Below are 22,030 nucleotides of genomic sequence, written 5' to 3'. Positions count from 1 at the left end.
GATCGCAGGGCCGCGCGCACGACAATCAATAATCGCGCGAGATGCGGACGTTGGCGCTTTGCCGCCCGATCGTCGAAATGGTCGACAGCAGCGACAGCCAGCGGGTGATGCGGAATTCGGCGCGGGTGGCGGAATAGCCCTGACCGTCGCTGATGATCTCCACATAGATGCGCCGCGTCAGGAACTTGCCCGCCGCCACCGCCGTCCCCTGCCCGGTCTGCGGGTCGGCGGCGATGATACGAAGGCGGTCGAGTCCCGCCGCGCGGCGTAGCGCGTTCAAGGGGTTGAGGTCGCCCGACCCGTCCTGAAGCGCCGCCACCGCTGCCGCGAGTTGCAACGCCTCGGGCGCGGACAAATTGGTGATCGAGGTGCCGAACAACAGCCGCGACAGCAGTTCGTCCTCGGGCAGTGCCGGGATCGACGAAAAGCCGATCTGCGGGCGCTCGGCGTTGCCGGTCACGCGGATTTGCGCGTTGATCCCCTGTTCGTCGGCATTGGCGGCGATATCCAGGCTGGGATTGGCAGGGACCGATCCGTCGAAGCGGATGACGCCGCGTTCCAGCTCGAAATCGCGGCCCGCAAATTCGTAATCGCCCTGGATCAGGTCGGCCTGGCCGCGCAGTTGCGGATTGGTCGGCTCGCCCGCGATTTCGAGATTCGCCGACCATTCGCTGTCGAGACCCAGGCCGGTGACGATCATGTTGCCCGGCGCGCGGGCCTTGATCGCCATCCGCCACGGCACGGCCTGACGCACCGGTGCTTCGTCGAGATCGCCGCGATTGATCTGGCGGATGTTGAGGCGCGGCAAGGGCGTGGCCGCTACCGCTCGGCCCAGCCGATAGCGGCTGGCATTGACCACCACATCGCCCGAGATCAGCCCGCCCGCGCCATCCGAACGGAAGCGCAAGGGGCCGGTGACGGTCGCACCGATATCGTCGCGGTTGATGAGTTCGGCGTTGTTGGCCTGCAGCTGCAAATCCAGGCCGAAACCGCGCACGGCAGCCAGATCGAACAGTCCGGTGCCGGTCACCGTGCCGCTTGCCCGGTCGCGCGCGCTGAACTGGTCGATACGCAGCCGCGATCCGTTGAAGCGGCCCGTCGCCTGAATGTTGCGCAGGTCGGTGCCGGTCGTCGCGCTCTGGATGCGCGCGCCGTTGGTGCGGACGGTGCCGCGAATCTGCGGGTCGGCCAGTCGCCCGCCGACATCCGCCGCCACCGCGACCGGGCCGGTCAGGTCGAACAATTCAACCCCCGTAAGCCGCCAAAGCGTATCGCCCGGTCCTTCGTAGCGAAGCTGCGCGAACAAAGGCGCATTGACGATACGCTGGACCGCATTGCCGCCTGCCAGCGGACGCAACTGCATCTGCGCGCGACCCACCGTCTTGCCGTCACTCGCCGCCACGATCCGCGCGCCGAGGCTGTCGCGGCCCAATACCGCGGCGACGCCCAGATCGACCGGCCGCGACGACAGCACCAGCCCCGATCGCGAAAGCCCGCGCACCGTCATGTTCATCCGACCGGTCGGCGCACCGTCGCCGCGGTCGACATAGCTGAGCGTCCCCGACGCGACGCCGCCCAGCCCCAGCCCCGGATAGCCGATGTCGAGCACCGCCAGCGGCATCCGCGTCAGCCCCAGCTCGATCGCATTCTCGCCCTCGGTAAAGCTGCCGCCGACCCGTGCCTCGCCGCCTGCAAAGGTCAGCCGCGTCGGCGCTAGCCGCCAGCCCTCGCCGTCGCGGGTCAGCAGCGCAGGTTCGATCAGCCGCAACGGCCGATTGTCGAGCGTCCCCTGCCCGTTCACGCGGACCTGCGTGTCGGAGAATTGGGTGACGGTCTGGATGTCGAAGGCGCGGCCCTGATTGCCCGCGATGCTCGCCTTCACCTCGCCTTCGCCGCCGCGCAGCTTCGCGTTGGCGGCAAGCCGCGAGATGCTGAGCGCGCCGCGCTGGAACCCGCGTGCCTGCACCGTCGCGTCGATGGTCGTGCCTTCGGGATCGAGCACCACGCCGAATTGCGCGCGGCCCAGACGGACCCGCATGTCGGGGCCGAGCTGGGCGTTACGCGCCTCGACCGTGCCGTCGATCCGCTGGAGCCCGTTTTCGGGACGGAAATCGAGCTTGCCGTCGAGCCCGCCGCCATTGAACGCCATCGCCCCCAGGAACCCGCCCTCGACGATGTCGAGCGCGCCGTTGGCCCGCGTGCCGCTGACGTCCAGCCGCGCAATCTGGATGCGCGCGGTGCCGCCCGAGGGGAGCAGAATCGCGCCCTCACCGTCGAATGCGCCCAGCAGCGAACCGCCCTGCGCGGTGAAGGCATAGCCACCTTCATTGGGGCGGAGTTGCGCAGTCACGTCGCGCAGGCCCATCGCCTCGTTGGGCGAGGCAAAGCGCAGGTTGAGCGCGGGACGGCTGATATCCCCGTCGAGATCGATCGTAACGGGACCGTAGCTGCGCTGTTGACCCGCCCCCTCGAACCGGAACGTCCCGTCGGTCCGGCGGAAGCCGTTGCCGCGCAACGTCAGGTCGGGGGAGGTCAGCACCAGATTGCGGAAATAGAGCACGCCGTCCGGCCCGCGCTCCAGCCCGGTGGTGATGCGCGGAAGTCCGCCCGTCAATGAGCGGAAGAAGGCGTTGTCCAGCCGCACGACCTGCGCCGCGCCAGTGCCGACGACGCGCGTGCCGCGCCCGCCGGGGCCGGGCACCACCCGCAACCGGGATTGCACGTCGACCACCCCAAGACCGGGGATCAAGTAACGTCGCAACCCGCCGGTCAGCCCGACCTCGTAATTGCCGGTGCGCAGGTCGAGCATCAGGCTGATCTGCCCCGACAGACGGTCGGACGTCAGGCGCAGATTGTCGCCGGTGATGAGTTGCGGGGTGATGCGCAACGGCCCGTCCACCGTCAGGTTGCGCAGGATGCCGCCCGCGACGTCGCCGACGCCGGTGACGCGCGCGGCGGTGAAACGGACGGGCACGGTAACCGGGGCGGGGGACAGCCGCCCGCGACCCGATGCGCGCGCGACCTCGAATCCCGTTTGGTCGAAGGCGAAGCGGTCGGCGGTCAGGCGGTAATCGTAACGCGCGGTCGCGAATGCGCCGTCGAGGATCACCCGCGCCTCGACATTGCGACCCGTCATGTTGGGGAACAGCGCCTGCGGCTGGAGCAGCCGCGCGCGCACCCGCATCGACCGATAGGCCGATCGCGCCAGATCGACCACGCCCTCCGCCTCGATCGCGACGGCACGCGACCGGATCGACAGATTGCCGTCAAGCTGGCGGTTGTTGAGTGTCCCCGCCCCGGTGATCGCGACCGAGGGCGCGGTCAACCGCTGCACCTTGCCCTGAGTCAGCGTGGCGAGCGCGAGCCGACCGCCCAATGAATAAGTGCCGCTGGTGTGCCCCAGCTTCAGGTCGATGACGCGGACGTCGTTGGCCTCCGCCAGCGCGATGCCGGTCCAGCGTTTCCAGTCCCCTTCGCCGTCAATGCGCAGTTGCAGCGGCTGGGCGATGCCCGACAGCCGCGCCAGAACGCCATCGGCGCGGCCCCGCGCCTGCACGTCGACATCGAACCGGCGGTCGGACTCGGCAATGTCGAGCTTCGCGCGCAGCACGTCGCTGCCCTCGACCAGCGCGACCAGATCGACCATTGCGCGACCCGATCGGATGTCGGCGCTGCCCGCGATCCGGCCGGTGCGCGCAACGCCGGTCACGGCGGGGCCGATGTCCATGCGATCGACGCGCAGCGACCCGATGCGGATATCGAAGCCGGGCAGGATCGGCCCAGTGCGCCCGGTCGGCTGCAATGCGGGCAGACGGCTGAGCGTTGCGCGCGGGACGTGAAGCTCTTCGATACTCAATCGGTTGTTCAGCCAGGCGAAGGGCCGCCAGTCGAGCGTCGCTTCCGGTGCACGAAAAAACTCGCCTTGCGCGTCGGCGAGCGACACATCGACCAGCCGCGCTTCGGAAAAGATCGATCCTTCGATCCGTCCGATGCGATAGCGCAGGCCGTTGGCCGGCTCCATCGCGGCGATGCGATCGACGATCCAGCGGTGGCCGATGCTCGAGTCCAGCACCATCAGCGCGGCGGCGAAAAGGCCGAGCAGCAACGCAAAGCCGCCTGCGACGCGGCGCGGCCAGGGATTGGCGCGGCGCACCTGAATTTCGGTTACCGGGGGCGGCTCGACGTCGTTCAAAACGCCTGTCCGAGCGAGACATAGACGGCGATGCGCGGGTCGCCTTCCTGCGGGTTGAGCGGGGTGCCGACATCGACGCGGACGGGTCCGAAGTTCGAATAATAGCGCACGCCCAGCCCCGCGCCGTAGCGAAAGCCCGACAGGCGCGGCAGCGGATCGGTGTAGATATTGCCGCCGTCGAGGAACGGCACCACGCCGAAATTGCCGAATGCCTTGACCCGCGCCTCGAGCGAGAATTCGGTCAGCGACCGCCCGCCGATCGGATCGTTATTGGCGTCGCGCGGCCCGATCCGCTGGAACCCGTAACCGCGCACCGACGCGCCACCGCCCGCATAGAAACGCCGCGACGGCGCGATGGCGTCGCGCGGCGCGCCCGCGATCGTGCCCGCGCGTACCCGGCCCGCAATCACCACATTATCGTTGACGGGGTAATAGCCGCTGGCATCGACCTGAACCCGCGCATAGCCGAAGGTCGCGCCCGACAGTGACACCTCCGGCGAGAACCGCCCGCCCAGGCGGAAACCCCGCGTCGGGTTGAGCAGATCGTCGGAGCCGTCATAATTCAGGCTCGTCGGCAGCGCGCCGATGAAATAGGTCCGCCGCCGCGCCTCGCCGGTATCGACGATCACGTCGCGCTCGTCGGTCGCGACCAGTTCGGCGCCCAGCGACCAGGTCCAGGTTTTCTGGAAGAAGATGTTGGTCTGGCGCTCCAGCGATCCCGACAGCGAAATCGTGTCGGCGACATAGGCGTCGCGTTCGAGATGCGCGGCGGTGATCTGGCCGGTCAGCACGCGGTCACGGCCCTTGAAATTGCTGCGGCGGAAGATGATGCCCGCCAATTGCTCCTTGGTCCCCAGCACGCCGCGCAGCGTCAGCGCCCCCTCGGGCGGGAACAGGTTGCGGTGCGTCCAGCTGACTTCCGCGCGCGCGCCTTCACCCGTGCCATAGCCGAGTTCGCCCGCAATGGTGCGCGGCGGCGCAGGCTCCAGCGCGACCTGGATATCGACGGTGCCGGGTTCCGCGCCTTCGACCGGTTCGGCCCGGACAGACGAGACCAGTCCGGTCTGGACAATCGCACGGCGCAGATCGTCGAGCGCCGCTTCATTGTAGAGGTCGCCGGGTTCGAACCGCGCAAGGTCGGCGACGTGATCCGCCCCGAACACCCGGTCGTTATCCTTCACGATGCGCCCGAAGCGCCGCTCGCCACCGGGATCAACCTGAACCAGCAGGGTCGCGGTCTGCGTCGCATGATCGATGACGACTTCGCTGGGACGGATTTCGGCGAAAGGAAATCCTTCGCGCCCGATATTGGTGCGCAGCCGCTCCTCCGCCGCCGCGATTTCATCGGCGTTGAACGGCGTGTCAGGGGCGATGCCATAGATTTTGCGCAGGTTGTCGGTGCGCGCGCCCGCGGCTTCCAGTCCCGGCAATTCGACCGCGGCGATACGGTATTGCTCGCCGGGCACGACGTTCAGTGTGACGATCAGCCGGTCGCCTTCGGGCGCGACCGACGTGCCGATTCGCGCGGCGTAATAGCCCTCCGCCTGGAGCAACGTGTCCAACAATTCGGCATCCTCGCGCGCGCGGCGGTCGATCTGCGCGGCGTTGGCAGGCTCGTTCTCGTTGGCACGTAGTACCGAGAGTTCGTTGAACCGCTGGCGCAGCAGATCGCCGCCCACCCCGTCGATCCCGGTGATGCGGTAATTGGAGCGATATTCGCTTTGCGCGCTGGCGGTCGCGACCGGCGTGTCGAGCGGTTGCCCGGCTTCGTCGGTAACCACCGCCTGTTCCTCTGGAAGCGGCGTGCCCAGATCGGGCCAGTCGACACCGATATCGGGCAGCGGCGCGAGCGGCGTGTTCGGGTCCAGGCCAGCATCGTCCTGTCCATCATCCTCGCGCACCACCGGCGGCGGCGCATCCTGCGCAAACGCGGGCGAAGCGATCGAAACGACGGAGAAGACCGCGGCGCAACGCAGATACATTGTGGCCCGGCCGGACTGGCGCGACATCTTGCCGTCCTAGCCGAGCTTGGCGCTCACGCCAATCGTCGAATTTCAGGGGCTTTCGCCGGTCCCGATCAGTGTATCGTGCCTACCGCACCGTCCGACGCCAACACGTCGATCAACCGTTCGACCTGTCGCCAGCGCGCGAAATGCAGATGGTTGCCGAGCGTCCGGCTCCGCGCGGCACGCTCGGACGCTTCCAGCCCCGCTTCGGCGCCGAATTGCTCGATCAACAGCGCCGCATCGGACACCATCGATCGATCGGAAAGATAGGGCAATCGGGGCATCGGGGCGTTGCGATCCTGTAATGCGTCAGCGGCAGGATGTTGCCATAGCCTGCAAGTCTTTGCCGCCGTGTGTCCCGACAGGGTTAACACCGCGTTCGCTTTCTCTGCGCGACTGGCGCGGAGGCCGCTCGCATGGCATGGGGCGGCGATGGACCAGCCCCGCCCGCCCGCTCGCAAGCCCAACCCCGCCGCCGGAGGTGCCCCGATTGCGATCACCACGCTAATCGGCGCGGTCTGGGGCATTTCGCGCGGGCAGCCGACGATCGGGGTGCTGGTCGGACTGGGCGTGGGCGTGTCGATTGCGGTGGCGATCTGGCTGATCAGCGCGCGTCGGGGGTGAGCGGACAAAGCACCCCACCCGTTTGTTTCGAGCGAAGTCGAGAAACGTTCGCGAGCGCCTAGTTCACGTTTCTCGACTTCGCTCGAAACAAACGGGGTTAGGACAGCGCATCACCTCACAACCCGGCCAAGCTCCGCCCAATCCACACCACTCGCCCGATCACCTCGACCGCATCGCCCGCGCGCATCACCGTCGCATAATCGGCATTGTCGCTGACCACCTCCACCTCGCGCCCGATCGCGCGTAGACGCTTGACCCCCAGCATCCCGTCGAGCCGGATCGCATAGACCCCGCCGCGCGGCGCGATGCTGCGGCGGGCGTGATCGACCAGGATCGTGTCCCCATCGACCAACGTCGGCTGCATCGAATCGCCCTTCACCTCGATCAGCGACGCCGCATCGCGCCGCACGCCCAGTCCGGCAAGGAACCGCGCGTCGAAGCGAAAGGGCACGCCGCGCTGTTCCTCCCCGATCAGCGCCCCCGGCCCCGCCGACGCGGCCAGCACGTAACGCGGCACCGCGATGCTGTCGTCGCCCGCCGCCTCGACCCCACCCAGCGCCGCGTCGCTCACGCGCAGGAATTTGGCGAGCAGCCGCCGGTCGCCCTCTGCGAGCAAGCGCGGCGTTCCGCGCGTCAAATATTGCTGGAGATAGGCGGCGTTGCGCTTCAGCAGCCGTTCGGACAGCCACGTCAGGCTGGTGCCGTCCCGTTCGATCGCGGCCTTCAAAGCCGCCCGCTGATCCTGTCCATCCATCTCCGATCCATACCAAAAGGATTTTTCCTAGACAAGTAGGATTTGAGAACAAACAATGAACTTGCAGATGACGAATCAGGAGGGCCGACGCCATGCACCTGCTCAGCAGGATCAATCATCATCTCCGCGCGACGGGGATACCGGAGACCAAGTTCGGGCGGCTCGCGGTGCATGATCCGCGCTTCGTGTCGGACCTTCGCAACGGTCGTCAACCCCGCGAGGCAACGGTGGCACGGGTCGAACGCTATATCGCGCAGACCGAGGCCGGGGCATGAGCCGGGGACCGGACGCCGCGACCTTGCTGGCGCGCGCACTCGATCTCAGCGCGCGGAGTGCAGGCCTGAGCCTGACCCTCCGCCATGCCGACTGGCGACGCTGGGCCAGCGCGACCTTTACCGGCGCGCGACACGAATTGACGGTGGAACTGCCCGATGGCGATGCTGCGGAGCGCTGGCTGGCCGCGCTGTCCGAAGCGGAGTTGCCGATCCGTGGCCACCTGGTCGCCGACGCCGTGGTGCTGCGAAAGCATGGCGAGGGGGATTTGCTGGTGGTGGCTCTGGAAATCCTGACGGTGGAGGATTTCTAGACGCTAGTGCCTCTCACCCGTTCGTTTCGAGCGAAGTCGAGAAACGCAGCACCAGCGCTTAGCCCACGCTTATCGACTTCGTTCGAAACGAACGGAAATCGTGAACGCAGCAGCTTGTGCCTACCCCGCAGCCGCCAGCCGACGCAGCGAATCGATCGCGATCGACAGGCGGGTGTCGCCGTCCGCGCGCAACGATCCGTCGGTGGTCCGCCGCGCGACCCCGGCTTCGAGGCGTTCGAGCAACGCATGCACCGATACTTCGCGATCGAAACTCGGGTGTGGACGGGACGACGCGGTCGTCGACGGCCGTGGCGGGTTGAGGTCGAAGGTTTCGAACCGCTCACCCGCCGCGAGCGTCGCCGGACGCGGCAGGGGGGCGGGCGCGGCGATGCGGTAATCGGGTTCCTGATCGGACGGCAGCGGTTCGGGCGGATGCGATTCGACGAAGGCCTGCGGATCATAGTCGGCAAGCGGCGTGTCCAGATCGCGCGGCAGCGTGCGCTCCTCATCCGGCTCCGCGCCCACCGACATCATCGGCGCACCCAGTTCGCGCGTCGCGATCACCGGCGGGCGCGGCGGCGCATCGGGATGCGAATCGGCGCGGCGGACGATCGGCGTGCGCTCGACCGCGTCGTCGATCTTGCCGAACCCGATCGTCGCGTCGCCGAAGACGCGGCCCGCAAACAGCAACACCAACGCGCCGATCCCGACCGACCCGACAAAGCACAGCAAGGCGCGCGCGGTAGCGCCCAGCGGCGGTTCTGCGGGACCGAGGATGCGGGGCAACCCGCTGGCGACCACCAGCGTCTCGATCACCGACAGCGGCGCGAACGCAAAGGCGAGCGCGGCGATCAGCGCGGACGCGGCGCCAGCGGCCCCGGCGACGGGAAGGTTCAGGCGTTTGCGGGTGTACGCGACCATGTTGCATCCGTTCGATTGGCTGCGATCAGCCTTTGGTAAACGGGGTCGTAGCCTAAAATGTTTGACGACCAGTTACGCTCCGCCTCGACATAGGCGCGCGCGCGCTCACGCTGCGCATCCCAGCGCGCGCGATCGGCGAACAGGGCGCCGAGCGACGCCGCGATCGCCGACGGATCATCGGGCGCGAACAGCGTGCCGGTGTCGCCGTCGCGGATCAGTTCGCGGTGTCCGCCGACGTCCGACGCCGCGACGATCCGCCCCTGCGCCATCGCCTCCAACGGCTTCAAAGGCGTAACGAGGTCGGTCAGCCGCATATGCTTTCGCGGATAGGCGAGGATGTCGATCAGCCCGTAATAACGCTCGACCGCTTCGTGCGGCACGCGACCGGTGAAGTGGATGCGGTCCGCGACTGGCGACGCCGCCGCCTGTTCGCGCAGCGCCGCGTCCATCGGCCCGCCCCCGACCAGCAACAGATGCGCGCGCGGCCGCGCCGCGACCAGAGCGGGCATCGCCGCGATCAGGTCGTCCAGCCCTTCGTAATCGTAGAAGCTGCCGATGAAGCCGGTGACGTCGGCATCCGCCATCCCCAGTTCGCGCGCGAACGCCGCGTCATGGACGGGTGGCGTTCCGAACAATTTCATATCGACGCCGTTGGGCGACACCATGATCTTGGCCGCCGGAATGCCGCGCGCGACCAGATCGGATTTCAGCCCTTCGCAGATGACGGCCAGCGCATCGACGCGCTTGGCCGCGAACGTCTCCGCCGCGCGCGTCAGTCGATATTTGGCCGATCCCTCGCGCCCTGTCCCATTACCTACCGCCGCGTCCTCCCAGAAGGCACGGATTTCGTAGAGCAGCGGCACGTCGCGACGACGGCGCGCGATGAGCGCGGCAAGCGCGCACAGCACCGGCGAATGGGCGTGGAGAATATCGGGCCGGAACGCATCGATCGCCGCGACGATGCGCCGGGCGAAGACCGCGACCTCGCGCATTTCGCCCAGCGGCGGCGGCAGTGAGGCCGGGGATGGCGTACGCAGGAAATCGAGCCCGTCGATCGTTTCGCGCGTCAAGTCGCCGCGATCGGGATGACGCGGCCCGGTGACGCCCGCCACGTTCCAGCCATGCGCGATCTGCGCCTTCAGGATCGCGCGGGTGCGAAAGGTATAGCCCGAATGCAGCGGCAGGCTGTGGTCGAGAACATGAAGAATCCGCATGACCGCCCCAATGCCACGCGACTGTTTAACGGCGCGTCAACTCTGGCGCGCTAGGGCTGAGGCGACGCTATTCGAGGACAGCCGCCCGCGCGCATGGTCGATACGATTTCCCTGCTGATTTCCCACGGACTGATGATCCTGGCGGCGTGGCGATTGCTGTCGCGCCGCGATCTCGATTCGGAAGAAGCCGCGCCTGCCACACTGCGACCGAAAAAGCCGCGCTTCGGGCGCAGCCACGATGCGTGACCTGTTCCTGCTGGCGTTTCTGGGCGCGCTGTTCCTGCTCGCCGCGCGGCGACCATTCCTGTTCGTGCTTACTTACGTCTATATTGACATCGTCTCGCCGCAGCATATCAGCTATTATCTGCTGAACGCGATCCCCGTTTCGATGATCGCCTTTGCCGCCGCTGGCCTTTCCTGGCTGGTGTTCGACGACAAACGCGACAGCCGCTTCGCCCCGCGCCAGGCGCTGATGGTCGCATTGCTTGGCTGGTGCTGGTTCACCACCAATCGCGCGGATTTTCCGATCGAGGCGGCATTCAAGTGGGACTGGGTATGGAAGGCGATGGTGTTCGCGATCTTCCTCCCCCTGACGCTGCGCACCAAGCTTCGGATCGAGGCGCTGTTGCTCTTCATCCTTTTGTCGGTCAGCGCGATCGTCATCACCGGCGGGCTGAAGACCGTGCTGTCGGGCGGCGGCTACGGCCAGATGCACCTCTTGGTGTCCAACAATTCGGGCATTTTCGAAAGTTCGATCGCCTCCACCGTCGCGATCGCGATGATCCCGATCATCCTGTGGTTCATGAAGTTCGGAACGATCTTTGCGCCCGACTGGCGGGTGAAGACCTTCGGATCGGCGCTGATCTTCGCCTGCTTGATCCTCCCCGTCGGCACCGCGGCGCGCACCGGGCTGATCTGCATCGCGGTCCTGGCGGTGCTGAGCTTGCGCGATGCCAAACGGCGGATGCTCTATATCGGCGGCGCGGCGATCGCGCTGTTGCTGGTCATCCCGTTCCTGCCTTCGGCTTATACCGAGCGCATGGAGACGATCCGCAATTATCAGGGGGACGCGAGCGCCTCGACCCGGATCATGGTGTGGAACTGGACGCTCGATTACGTAAAACAAAAGCCGCTGGGCGGTGGCTTCGACGCCTATCGCCAGAACGAGCTGCGCTATGAAACCACCGCCGTCGTCGGCACCGGCCCAAACCAGACGGTCGAGCGGCAACTGGTGGTCGATCAGGCCCGCGCCTATCACAGCGCCTATTTCGAGATGCTGGGCGAACAGGGCTGGCCGGGGCTGTTCCTGTGGCTGGTCATCCACGGCCTGGGGTTGCTGCGCATGGAAATCCTCCGACGCCGCTACCGAAACCCGCGCGAAGGCGAGGCATGGATATCCCCGCTCGCCACCGCGCTCCAGCATTGCCACATCATCTATATGGTCGGCGCGCTGTTCGTCGGGATCGCGCTCAACCCGTTCATCTACCTCATCATCGGCGCGCAGATCGGGCTCGACACCTATCTCGGGCGCTTGCGGCGCGCCGATGCGAAGGCGCCGCTGCGTCCCAAGCGTCCGCAACTCGCCCGCGCCGGGGGCTGAGACGTGGCGGGGCTGTTCCTGACGTGTGGGCATACGCCCCAGGCGCAAGCGATCGTCGCGCGGGCAGAGGCGCAGTTCGCCGCATCGGGGCTGAGCCACCCCACCGCGTTGGCGCTTCCCGGCTGGCAGGTGCGCCACTGGGGCTATGCCAAGGGCGGTCCCGACACGTTGCTGATCGAGGGCGAGGATTTCGCCGCCGTCGCGGGCACGATGACCGTCGACGGGCTGATGGGCCGTGAGGCGCTTGCCCGGCTGATCACCATGCTGGCCGATGGGGCGATCGACTGGCAGCGCGTCGCGGGCCAGTTCGTGGCGCTGGTGCGTAGCGCAGGGCGGACCTGGCTGTTCACCGATTTCTTCGCCGCCTTCCAGCTGTTCCGCAGCGAGGGCGACACGGTGCTGTCCACCTCCATGCTCGCCGCGCTCGATGCCCTGCCCCGCGTCCGCTTCGACGCGCAGGGCGTTTACGAGTTCGCGTTCAACGTCGTGCCGATCGGCGACGATACGGTGTTCGAGGATCTGAAACTGCTCGGGTCGGCCACGCTGCTCGAACTGACCGAAGGCGGCACCCAGGCGCACCCGCTCGCCAAGCCTTTGCCGGATAGCATCGACGACCGCCCGCTCACCGAACGACTGGCGATCCACCGCGAACTTCTGACGCGAACCGTCGAGGATCACACCCGCGCGTTCGGCGACGCCATCCATTGCCCGCTGTCGGGCGGGCTCGACTCGCGACTGCTGCTCGGTGCGTTCCGGGCGAGCGGTGCTGCCCCGCACGTCTATGTCTATGGCCCCGCCGCCAGCGAAGACGTCCGGATCGCCCGCACCATCGCCGCTGCCGAAGGCTTCGCGATCGAATGGATCGACAAGGAAGCCGCCCCCCTGCCCCCCGACGCCTTCGCCGAACAGGTCGCGGCGAATTTCGCCGGGTTCGACGCGCTGCCGACCTTCGGCAACATCTTCGACAATGGCGGGCATCTGGCGGCGCGCGACCATCGCCATCCTGCGGGCGGGCTCGCGGCGTCGGGCGGCTGCGGCGAGGTCTACCGCGATTTCTTCTACATGGCCGATCGCCCATCGAGCGCCGATGCAGTCGCGCGCACCTTTTTCGCGCGGTTCGTGGCGAGCGACGCGACCGATGCGTTCGACCCGCACGGGTTCGTCGCCCGCATCGCAGCGAAGCTGAGCGAAGCGGCGGAGAGCGAAGACGGCCGCCTGACGCGCACCCAGGTCGAACAACTCTATCCCCGAATCCGCTGCCGCTCGCTGTTCGGGCGCGAGATCAGCCTGGAGGCGCGGCTGGGCGCCTATTTCATGCCGTTCCTCGATCACCGCATCGTCGCCGAAGCGCTGACGCTGCCGATGCCGATGAAACAGGCGGGGCGGTTCGAGGGGGCGCTGCTCAACGCCATCGATCCGGCGCTGGCGCGTCACCCCTCCACCTACGGCCATGATTTCAAGGCTGGACCAAACCGCGCCCACCGCTTCGCCGAATGGACGACGCGCATCCGCCCGGCCTGGTTGCGCCAGCAAAGCTATGCGCTGCAACGGCGACGCGGGCCGATGGGGGACGAACATGGCGGGCTGCTCGACGCCGACTATATGGGCCGGGTGATCGACCTGGAGTTCCCGGCGATGCGGCGGTTTTTCGATGTGGGTGCGATTGCGGATAGCGCGGTGTGGCGACGGGTGGCTTGTCTGGAGTATTTGGCTGGGCGGTTGGGGTCGAAGCTGGGTTGACCGGCGATCGGACACACCCACCCCGTAATCGCCTAACTCAGTCCCGATCCTCATAAGGCGTGATCCGCTCGGCCAGTTCGTTCCCGCGCATCGTCACCGCCTCCCCCGACCAGTTTCCCACGAACGTCGTGCGATGTTCGAATTGCGGTGACAGCCAGGCGCGGTTGTTTTCGATCACCAGCCCCGTGGACCTGTGCTCCACCCCCTCGGGTGCGACCGTAATCAGCGTGCCGTAATTCTGCTTGTTCGGCCCCTGCGCGAAACTGTTGCCCGCGATGCGCCCGCTCGCGCCATTGGGCAGGTCGATCAGGTAATTGGTGTCGTTGCCCTTGGAATCGTCGAAGCTGTTGTCGGTAATCTCGACCGTCGCCGCGCGGCTCTTCAGGTAATGCCCGCCGACCCCGCGCTCGAACCGCGAACGCGTCACCTTCACCGACCCATACCCGCCGACATAGACCGAGTGCGCACCGTTGCCGGTCGGATCCTTCCCCAGCCCGGCAAAGGTCGAACGGTCGATCGAAATGCTGCCCGACGGGAAGGCCGCGGTCAGGATGCCGCTTTGCGAATCGAGGAACATCGCGTTGGCGACCGCCAGATCGCCTTCCTCCAGCCTTATGCCCGCGCCATTGCCGTCATCGACCGCAAGGCCGGTGAACACCAGCCCCTCGACCCGCGCGCGCTCCCCGCGCAGCACCAACGTCGCCTTGTCCTCGCACGCCAGCCCTTCGAACACCGACTTGCCCGGCACCTCGGCGACGAACGCGACCGCGCCTTCCTCCACCACCGCACAGTCGCGGTAGAGGCCGGGGGCGATGCGGATCGTCCCCGACCGCGCACCGATCGCGTCCACCGCCTGCTGGAGCCGCGCGAAGGATTGGCCGCTTTCCTCGATCATATAGGGCCGGGGATTGGATTGCGAGAAAGCCGGCAGCGCGATCAGCGACGCGGCGAGAATCAGAGGCAGGCGAAGGCGCATGGGATCGTTTCCTTGGACAACCACCCGCCCCGTTCGTTTCGAGCCGAACGGATTGGGGTCGCCCTACCGCATCATGATTTGGCCTCTCGTGCCACCGCATCCTCACGCGAAGACCCCGCCCGGATGTGTCCTTTCGGGAATCCGGGCGGGGTTAAGCATCTTTGTGGTCTCCATTACCCCACACACCCACCCGTTTGTCCCGACTAGCCTTCGAGCTTTGTCGAGAAGGCGTATCGAGGGAGGCCGCCGCGAAGCTGTCTCGATACGGGTTCTCGACTTCGCTCGAACGCTACTCGACACCGACGGATTTTTGGAGGGAGCACGCCCTTACGCGTCCTCGTCCACCTCCGCGCGCTGTTCGGCCAGTGCCTTGATGATCGCCGCGCTGAACGCGGGAATATCGTCGGGCTTGCGGCTGGTAATCAGGTTTTCGTCGACGACGACTTCCTCGTCCACCACGTCGCCGCCCGCATTCTCAAGATCGGTGCGCACCGAAGGCCAGCTCGTCACGCGGCGGCCGTCGACCACATCGGCCTCGACCAGCAGCCAGGGCGCGTGGCAGATCGCGGCGACGATCTTGGCGTCGTCCATGAACTCGCCGACGATGTCGACCGCGCGTTCCTCCATCCGCAGCTTGTCGGGGTTGCCAAGCCCGCCGGGCAGCACCAGCGCGTCATATTCGGTGGTCTCGACCTCATCCAGCGTCAGGTCGGGGGTGATCGTCCTGCCCTTTTCATCGTCGTTGACGACGCCCTGAATCGCATTTTTGTCGATCGAGGCCAGCGTGACCTCGGCACCGGCATCGAGCAACGCCTGACGCGGGTCGAACAGTTCGGATTCCTCGAAGCCGTCGGTTGCAAGCATCAGTATTTTGACGCCCGACAGGTCGGTCGTGTTGTCGATCATGGGAGGTTCCTTCTTGCTTTGGGAGCACTCACCCGAACCACTCGCACTCGCCGCGGTTCCCGGAACGAAGCGACGGGTCGAGCATTCGTCGGGATGAGCGAGAAAGGAACCCGATGCCCCGCCTGATCTTCGTCGAAGACACGATGCCCGGCTATACCCGCAAAAAAGTGAATGGCGGCAAATGGGGCTATTGGGACGAACTGGGTGAACGGATCACCGACCGCGATGTGATCGACCGGCTGAACGCGATCGGCCTGCCCCCCGCCTATATCGATGCATGGTTCTGCCCCAAGCCCAACGGCCATATCCAGGCGACCGGATATGACGACAAGGGTCGCAAGCAGTACCGCTATCACCCCGATTTCCGCGCCCAGCAGGAAAGCGAGAAATTCGGTTTGTGTGCGGCATTCGGCGCAAAGCTGCCCAAACTCCGCGCGCAGGTGGACAAGGATCTGCGCAAGCGCGCGCTGGCGAAGGAGCGCGCGGTCGCCGCCATCGTCCGCCTGCTCGATCTGGGCAGCGTCCGGATCGGTAACGAAGCCTATGCGCAGACCAACAAGAGTTACGGCGCGACGACGCTGCGCAAACGCCACGCCAAGCTCGGCGGATCGTCGCTGCGCCTGCAATACAAGGCGAAATCGGGCAAGCTGCGGGTGCTGACGATCACCGACCGGTCGCTGCTGACCTTTGTGCGCAAATGCCAGGATCTGCCCGGCCAGCACCTGTTCCGCTGGATCGACGACGAAGGCGAGGCGCGGCCCGTCACCTCGTCCGACGTCAACGACTATATTCGCGACGCGATGGGCGAGGAATTCACCGCCAAGCATCTCCGCACCTGGGCCGCCAGCGTCATCGCCTATCAGACGATGTGCGAGGCCGATAGCGCGATTTCGCTTCGCGACATGCTGGAACCCGTTGTCGCCGCGCTCGGCAATACGCCGACGATCGCGCGCAAATCCTATGTCCACCCCGCACTGATCGAAGCGTGCAAATCGGGGGCGGGCGAATTTGTCGGCTGTCGCCTGCCGCGCGGCACCCGCTATCTCTCGCGACCCGAGCGGGGGTTGATCGCCTACCTCCAAGCCTGCGATAGCGGCACGCCTATCCTCCGCCCCAAGACCAAAGCAGCCTAGAGGCCATCCTTCATGACCACCGCCAACGCGGCCAAGGCCGCGCGCGACGCCGCCCAACCCGCCGTCGATCTCGAAACGCAGACGCGTTATTTCGTTCACACCAGCATCGACTGGCTGCAGACCCACTGGCTGCAAATCCTGATCGCCGCCGCGATCGGCACCGGCATCGTCCTCTTGCTGACCTTCATCCGCGGGCGCGCGGTCAAGGCGTTTCAGAAGCGCAACAACCACATCACCGGCTGGGGATCGATCCTGGCCAAGGCCGCGTCGAAAACCAACCAGTTCTTCATCGTCATGGTCGCCGCCAAACTGGTCGAGGGATATGCCGCAACCCCCGATGCGGTGACGACGACGGTCAATTTCCTGTTCACCGTCGCCTCGGTGTTCCAGGCCGCGATCTGGGCGCGCGAGTTGATTTTGGGCGCGGTCGAGAAACGAACCGGCAACGAGGGTTATCACGGCGAGACGCTGAACACCGCGATGGGCCTGATCCGTCTGCTGGTGACGATCGCGCTGTTCGCGATCGCGCTGGTGGTGGTACTCGACAATCTGGGCGTCAACGTCACCGGTCTGGTCGCGGGTCTGGGCGTGGGCGGCATCGCCATCGGTCTGGCGGCGCAGGGCATCTTCGCCGATCTGTTCGCGGCGCTGTCGATCATCTTCGACAAGCCGTTCCGCCGCGGCGACAGCGTCTCTTATGACCAGACCAACGGCTCGATCGAGGCCATCGGCCTCAAATCCACACGCATCCGATCCTTCACGGGCGAGGAGCGCGTGATTTCGAACAAGCAATTGCTCGACAAGGAAATCACCAACAACACCCAGCGCGATCATCGTCGCGGCCAGTTCATGATCGGCGTCACCTATCAGACCCCGCCCGAGGTCTGCGCCGCGATCCCCGAGATGCTGAGGGCCATCGTCGAGCAGCATGACGCAATCTTCATCCGCTGCGGCTTTACCGGCTTCGGTGCCTCCAGTCTCGATTTCGAATTGCTGTTCGACACCGCTGGGCCGGACTATGCGCCGTTCTACGAAAAGCGCACGGCGATCGGCATCGCGATCCTCAAGCGGTTCAACGACGACGGCATCGAAATCGCCTATCCCACCCAGACCAGCTTCACCGCCGCGCCCGACGGGACGATGGTGCTCCCCTATCCCGACGTTCAGCAGGTGCTGCCAGTGGAAAAGGGCGAGCGCGTTGTAAAGCGCGACCGTAGCGGGAAATCGGTCGAGGGGACGGCCTGAATGATCAAGGTTGTGGCGACCGCTACATTGACCTATGAGAGTCCGTAGCAGCCGCTACAGGATATTCAAGCGATGACCAACATTCCCGCCCCGCTTACCGCGCGACAAAAGCTTATCGCCATCGCGTTCGGCGCCGTGTTGTGGCTGTCGGGTGCCATCGCCATCCGACTGACCGGCCCGCTCGGCGCGTTTGAAGGCGGGCTGGCGGTCGCATCCTATACCGTCATCATACCACTCACTTGGGGCTTCATTGCGGTCGGTCGTGCGCTCATCGGTCTTGCACCCGGCCAGTTGTTGCGCGGCGTCACCGTCATCGCGCTGACGGCGATGATCCTGGATGCGCTGGCGCTACGTCTGGCCCCGGCGCTCTACGGGGATCAAGTCGAGCATCATTTCCGCGGCGCTGCATATCTACTCTGGGGTTTCGCCATCGCGTTTTTGCTGGCGCTGGCGATGGAGCGCGAACGCTAAGCACCCACCCTTAAAGCGCACGCTCGCCGACATCGTCGAGGCCCAGGCTCTTGAGCAGCACCATGCCTTCGATCAATGTCAGCAACCGCGCGGCTTCGTGGTCACGACGTTCCATATCGTCTTGGGAAATCTGGGACACCAGCCAGTCGAAAAAGCCGCGCCCGATCCCCTCCCCGACCCGCCGGTATAGTGCATTGCCCCGCGCAGCGCCCGCCGCCAGATCGAGCCACAGCTGCATATAGGGCCATAGCGCATCGTCGGTGACGTGCGCACGCAGGATCGGCAGCAATTCCGACGCAGGCTTGGGCTCGGTCACGCGGGCGCCATCGAGCATGGCGCGCAACCGGTTGCCCAGCCGGACGAGAATCGCGGCGATCAGATCATTCTTGTCATCGAAATAATAAAGCAGCATCCGGTCGCTGGTGCTCGCTGCGCGAGCCAGCGGACGCAGGCTCGCTGCGGACAATCCGTGCGCCAGCACATGATCGGCGAGCCGGTCGAGCAGCGCTTCGCGGCGTGCGTCCCGAACCGACTCCGCCATATCAGGCCCCGTCATCCAGGCTCAGCAAGCTGGCATTGCCACCCGCGCTGGTCGTATCCACCGATACCGCGCGCTCGCCGCAGAAGCGCGGCAGATAGTTCGGACCGCCCGCTTTCGGACCCGTGCCCGACAGCCCTTCGCCGCCAAAGGGTTGCGATCCCACGACCGCGCCGATCATTGATCGGTTGATGTAGAGGTTTCCGACCCGCGCGCGCGCTTCCGCGACCTCCGCCGACCGAGCGATGCGGCTGTGCAGGCCCATCGTCAGCCCGTAGCGCTTGGCGTTCACCCGGTCGATCGTCTCGGCCAGCTTGCCCGCTTTCCACGTCGTCACATGCACCAGCGGGCCGAACCATTCGCGGTTCAGATCTTCGATCGCATCGATGCCGATCATGGTCGGCGGCACGAACAGGCCTTCGGATGGCACATCCACCGTCTTGATCCATCGTGGTCGCGCGGTTTCGCGGTAGGCCATCAACCGGTCATAAGCGTCGCGGTCGATCACCGGGCCGACATCGGTCGCCGGATCGCCCGGATCGCCGATCTGCAAGAGGTCCATCGCGCCCGAGATCATCTCGATCATCTGATCGGCGACTTCCTCCTGAAGAATCAACAGTCGCAGCGCCGAGCAACGCTGACCCGCCGACCGGAACGAGGATGCCAGCACATCGGCCACCACCTGTTCGGGCAGCGCGGTCGAATCGACGATCATCGCGTTGACGCCGCCCGTCTCCGCGATCAGCGGGATCAGCGCGCGGTCCTCGTCGACCAGCAGCGACGAGGCGATGCGCTTGGCGGTCGCGGTCGATCCGGTGAAGGCGACGCCCGCGATCCGCAGGTCGCTGGTCAGTTCCGCCCCCACATCGCCGCCGCCGGTGACGAGCACATAGGCGTCCTCGGGCACGCCCGCTTCGTGCGCCAGTTCGACCGCGCGCCGCGCGATCAGCGGGGTTTGCGGGGCGGGCTTGGCGACCACGGTATTGCCGGTGACGAGGGCTGCGACATTCTGGCCGGTGAAGATCGCCAGCGGGAAATTCCACGGCGCGATGGTGGCCCAGGTGCCGCGCCCTTCCATCCGCAGTTCGTTGCGCTCGCCGGTCGGCCCCGGCAGTACGCGCGGCGCACAGACGCGGCGCGCCTGCATCGCGTAATAGCGGCAGAAATCGGCGGCTTCGCGGATCTCGCCCAGCGAATCGGGAATCGATTTGAACGCTTCCTTGACGCAGATCGCCATCAATTCGATGCGATGTTCTTCCAGCAGATCGGCATAGCGTTCGATGATCCGCGCGCGCTCCTCGACCGGCGTTGCGTCCCATGACGGATAGGCCGCCTGCGCCCGGCTGACCGCATCATGCACCGCATTGTCGCTGGTGTTCCACGCCTCGATCGCGCGCTTGCCGCGACCCGAGGACCGCTTCGGATCGGCATGCACCGCGTCGGTGCCTTCATTGCCCACCGGCACTGCGTCAATCGCCGCGCGGGTCTGCGCCAGCGTGTCGCGGTCCATCAGGTCGATGCCCGCCGAGTTGCGCCACTCACCAAAGATGTCCTTGGGCAGCGGGATCGACGGATGCCGCGTGCCGCCCACGGCAGCGATCTTTTCCACCGGATCGGCGAGCAATTGTTCGTCCGACAGATGCTCGTCAGCGAGCTGATGCACGAAGCTCGAATTGGCCCCATTTTCCAGCAGGCGGCGGACCAGATAGGCCAGCAGATCGCGGTGGCCGCCAACGGGCGCGTAGATTCGGCAATGATAGCCCTGCTCGCGCACCAGCCGTTCGTACAGCCCCTCGCCCATGCCGTGCAGCCGCTGAAACTCGAAGTCGCGGCCATTGCCCGCCCATTCGACGATGGTGGCGACGGTCAGGGCGTTGTGGCTGGCGAAGGCAGGGCGCAGGTTCGTCGCCTCCAGCATGTCGCGCGCGCACGCCAGATAGGACACGTCGGTCGCCGCCTTGCGCGTGAAAAGCGGATAATCGGACAGCCCCTCGACCTGCGCGCGCTTGATCTCGGTGTCCCAATAGGCTCCCTTGACCAGCCGGGTGTTCATCACGCGGCCAAGCCCATCGGCCCATTTCACGACCTCGCGCGCGCGCTTGTTATAGGCCTGGATCGCCATGCCGAACCCGTCCCAGCCCTTCAGCTCGGGCCGCCTGGCGACATCGCCGATGATCGCCAGGCTCATGTCGAGCCGGTCGTCCTCCTCGGCATCGACGGTCAGCGCGATGTTCTGCGACGCCGCCTCCGATGCCAGTTGCGCGAGCATATCGGTGAGTTCGGGGACGCACGTCTCCCATTGCGGCACTTCGTAGCGCGCATGCAGCGCCGACAGTTTGACCGAGATCGAATGCCCGTCCTGCGGCGCATTGCCGACCGCGCGGATCGCATCGAAATAAGCGGCGAAATAGCGTTCGGCATCCGCCTTGGTCCGTGCCGCTTCGCCCAGCATGTCGAAGCTCGCGGTAAAGCCCTTGTTCTCGGGCTTGCGCATCCGCTTCATCGCTTCGTCGATGGTGCGACCCATGACGAAAATTTCGCCCATCATCCGCATCGCCGCGCCCACGCCCTGACGCACGAACGGCTCGCCCGCGCGCGCAATCAGGCGGCGCAGCGGCCCCGCCTCGCCCTCCCCCACCAATGCGCGTCCGACGACCAGCCCCCAGGTCGCGGAATTGACGAGCGTCGAGTTCGACTTGCCCGTATGCGCGCGCCAATCGGCTTCACCCAATTTGTCGGAGATCAGCAGGTCGGCGGTCTCTGGATCGGGCACGCGCAGGAACGCCTCCGCCAGCGACAGCAGCGCAACGCCTTCGGACGAATTGAGCCGATATTCCTGGAGGAACTGGTTCACCCATCCCGAATTCTGTGCCGCGCGCAGATCGGCGATCAGACCGGAGGCAATGCCCAGCACCCGCGTCCGCGAATCACTTTCCAGCCGCGCGCGCGCCAAAAGCGGTTTTAGAACTTCGGGTTCGGCCATGCGATGCAGCGCGGTCATGGATTTCGGGGCGGTGAACGCTACGGAGTTGGTCATTTTCTAGTTTCCGGTTGGGCCGGGCTTGCGGCCATGCCGCTTGCACGCTTAGAGGATGGGGGGCGCTATGCGCCGAAACGGTCGCGG

General features: G+C 66.3%; 19 protein-coding genes. 9 read left to right on the top strand and 10 right to left on the bottom strand.

Going from position 1 to position 22,030, the window contains the following annotated elements:
* Positions 1-25: 25 nt before the first annotated feature.
* The 3 genes from ACX0GZ_RS08265 to ACX0GZ_RS08255 form a co-directional block, all read right to left on the bottom strand.
* Complete coding sequence (locus ACX0GZ_RS08265; RefSeq protein ID WP_458815233.1) at positions 26-4,192, bottom strand: translocation/assembly module TamB domain-containing protein; 4,167 nt, start codon at positions 4,190-4,192, stop codon at positions 26-28.
* The gene (locus tag ACX0GZ_RS08260) at positions 4,189-6,201 is read right to left on the bottom strand and encodes an autotransporter assembly complex protein TamA (RefSeq protein ID WP_458815231.1); all 2,013 of its coding nucleotides are present in this window, start codon (positions 6,199-6,201) and stop codon (positions 4,189-4,191) included. The genes ACX0GZ_RS08265 and ACX0GZ_RS08260 overlap by 4 nt, the downstream gene beginning before the upstream one ends.
* Positions 6,202-6,269: 68 nt before the next feature.
* Complete coding sequence (locus tag ACX0GZ_RS08255) at positions 6,270-6,482, bottom strand: hypothetical protein (protein ID WP_458815229.1); 213 nt, start codon at positions 6,480-6,482, stop codon at positions 6,270-6,272.
* Between the two features lie 148 nt (positions 6,483-6,630).
* Here ACX0GZ_RS08255 and ACX0GZ_RS08250 point away from each other — a divergent pair, with 148 nt between their 5' ends.
* Positions 6,631-6,822, top strand: a complete 192-nt coding sequence (locus tag ACX0GZ_RS08250; RefSeq protein ID WP_458815227.1) for a hypothetical protein — start codon at positions 6,631-6,633, stop codon at positions 6,820-6,822.
* Between the two features lie 115 nt (positions 6,823-6,937).
* Here ACX0GZ_RS08250 and ACX0GZ_RS08245 read toward each other — a convergent pair whose 3' ends face one another.
* Positions 6,938-7,576 (bottom strand): S24 family peptidase, encoded by a 639-nt coding sequence (locus tag ACX0GZ_RS08245; protein ID WP_458815225.1) that lies wholly within the window; start codon positions 7,574-7,576, stop codon positions 6,938-6,940.
* A gap of 92 nt (positions 7,577-7,668) precedes the next feature.
* Between ACX0GZ_RS08245 and ACX0GZ_RS08240 the strand changes: the two genes are divergently transcribed.
* Positions 7,669-7,851: a hypothetical protein gene (locus ACX0GZ_RS08240; protein WP_458815223.1), complete on the top strand. Its 183-nt coding sequence runs from the start codon at positions 7,669-7,671 to the stop codon at positions 7,849-7,851.
* Positions 7,848-8,162 carry a hypothetical protein gene (locus ACX0GZ_RS08235; RefSeq protein ID WP_458815221.1) on the top strand — a complete coding sequence of 105 codons (315 nt, stop codon included), beginning with the start codon at positions 7,848-7,850 and terminating at the stop codon, positions 8,160-8,162. Before ACX0GZ_RS08240 ends, ACX0GZ_RS08235 begins: the two co-directional genes overlap by 4 nt.
* A gap of 120 nt (positions 8,163-8,282) precedes the next feature.
* On the opposite strand, the gene ACX0GZ_RS08230 is transcribed toward ACX0GZ_RS08235, so the two are convergent.
* Positions 8,283-9,083 (bottom strand): hypothetical protein, encoded by an 801-nt coding sequence (locus tag ACX0GZ_RS08230; RefSeq protein ID WP_458815219.1) that lies wholly within the window; start codon positions 9,081-9,083, stop codon positions 8,283-8,285.
* Positions 9,056-10,297 carry a TIGR04063 family PEP-CTERM/XrtA system glycosyltransferase gene (locus ACX0GZ_RS08225; protein ID WP_458815217.1) on the bottom strand — a complete coding sequence of 414 codons (1,242 nt, stop codon included), beginning with the start codon at positions 10,295-10,297 and terminating at the stop codon, positions 9,056-9,058. The genes ACX0GZ_RS08230 and ACX0GZ_RS08225 overlap by 28 nt, the downstream gene beginning before the upstream one ends.
* A 93-nt stretch (positions 10,298-10,390) precedes the next feature.
* On the opposite strand from ACX0GZ_RS08225, the gene ACX0GZ_RS08220 reads away from it, so the two are divergent.
* Genes ACX0GZ_RS08220 through ACX0GZ_RS08210 form a run of 3 tightly spaced genes read left to right on the top strand, consistent with a single transcriptional unit; the run spans position 10,391 to position 13,637 of the window.
* Positions 10,391-10,543 carry a hypothetical protein gene (locus ACX0GZ_RS08220; protein WP_458815215.1) on the top strand — a complete coding sequence of 51 codons (153 nt, stop codon included), beginning with the start codon at positions 10,391-10,393 and terminating at the stop codon, positions 10,541-10,543.
* Positions 10,536-11,897 (top strand): putative O-glycosylation ligase, exosortase A system-associated, encoded by a 1,362-nt coding sequence (locus ACX0GZ_RS08215; protein WP_458815213.1) that lies wholly within the window; start codon positions 10,536-10,538, stop codon positions 11,895-11,897. Before ACX0GZ_RS08220 ends, ACX0GZ_RS08215 begins: the two co-directional genes overlap by 8 nt.
* Before the next feature lie 3 nt (positions 11,898-11,900).
* On the top strand, positions 11,901-13,637 hold the full coding sequence (locus ACX0GZ_RS08210) for an asparagine synthetase B family protein (protein WP_458815211.1): 1,737 nt from the start codon (positions 11,901-11,903) through the stop codon (positions 13,635-13,637).
* A gap of 37 nt (positions 13,638-13,674) precedes the next feature.
* Here the strand turns inward: ACX0GZ_RS08210 and ACX0GZ_RS08205 are convergent, their stop codons facing one another.
* Positions 13,675-14,613, bottom strand: coding sequence for a right-handed parallel beta-helix repeat-containing protein (locus ACX0GZ_RS08205; RefSeq protein WP_458815209.1), 939 nt, complete (start codon positions 14,611-14,613; stop codon positions 13,675-13,677).
* A gap of 327 nt (positions 14,614-14,940) precedes the next feature.
* Complete coding sequence (locus ACX0GZ_RS08200; protein WP_458815207.1) at positions 14,941-15,519, bottom strand: type 1 glutamine amidotransferase domain-containing protein; 579 nt, start codon at positions 15,517-15,519, stop codon at positions 14,941-14,943.
* Between the two features lie 113 nt (positions 15,520-15,632).
* Between ACX0GZ_RS08200 and ACX0GZ_RS08195 the strand changes: the two genes are divergently transcribed.
* The 3 genes from ACX0GZ_RS08195 to ACX0GZ_RS08185 all read left to right on the top strand — a co-directional run bounded on the left by ACX0GZ_RS08195 (position 15,633) and on the right by ACX0GZ_RS08185 (position 18,368).
* Complete coding sequence (locus ACX0GZ_RS08195) at positions 15,633-16,652, top strand: DNA topoisomerase IB (protein WP_458815205.1); 1,020 nt, start codon at positions 15,633-15,635, stop codon at positions 16,650-16,652.
* A 12-nt stretch (positions 16,653-16,664) separates the two neighbouring features.
* Positions 16,665-17,897 carry a mechanosensitive ion channel family protein gene (locus ACX0GZ_RS08190; protein ID WP_458815203.1) on the top strand — a complete coding sequence of 411 codons (1,233 nt, stop codon included), beginning with the start codon at positions 16,665-16,667 and terminating at the stop codon, positions 17,895-17,897.
* A 72-nt stretch (positions 17,898-17,969) separates the two neighbouring features.
* On the top strand, positions 17,970-18,368 hold the full coding sequence (locus ACX0GZ_RS08185) for a DUF5367 family protein (RefSeq protein WP_458815201.1): 399 nt from the start codon (positions 17,970-17,972) through the stop codon (positions 18,366-18,368).
* 10 nt (positions 18,369-18,378) lie between these two features.
* On the opposite strand, the gene ACX0GZ_RS08180 is transcribed toward ACX0GZ_RS08185, so the two are convergent.
* Positions 18,379-18,909: a TetR/AcrR family transcriptional regulator gene (locus tag ACX0GZ_RS08180; protein WP_458815199.1), complete on the bottom strand. Its 531-nt coding sequence runs from the start codon at positions 18,907-18,909 to the stop codon at positions 18,379-18,381.
* Between the two features lies 1 nt (position 18,910).
* The gene (gene putA / locus ACX0GZ_RS08175) at positions 18,911-21,943 is read right to left on the bottom strand and encodes a bifunctional proline dehydrogenase/L-glutamate gamma-semialdehyde dehydrogenase PutA (RefSeq protein WP_458815197.1); all 3,033 of its coding nucleotides are present in this window, start codon (positions 21,941-21,943) and stop codon (positions 18,911-18,913) included.
* Between the last annotated feature and the right edge of the window lie 87 nt (positions 21,944-22,030).

It is taken from the genome of Sphingomonas aestuarii (assembly GCF_054457155.1).
Note: the sequence above shows the minus strand (reverse complement) of the source record. Positions and strands in the feature narration are given on the sequence as shown.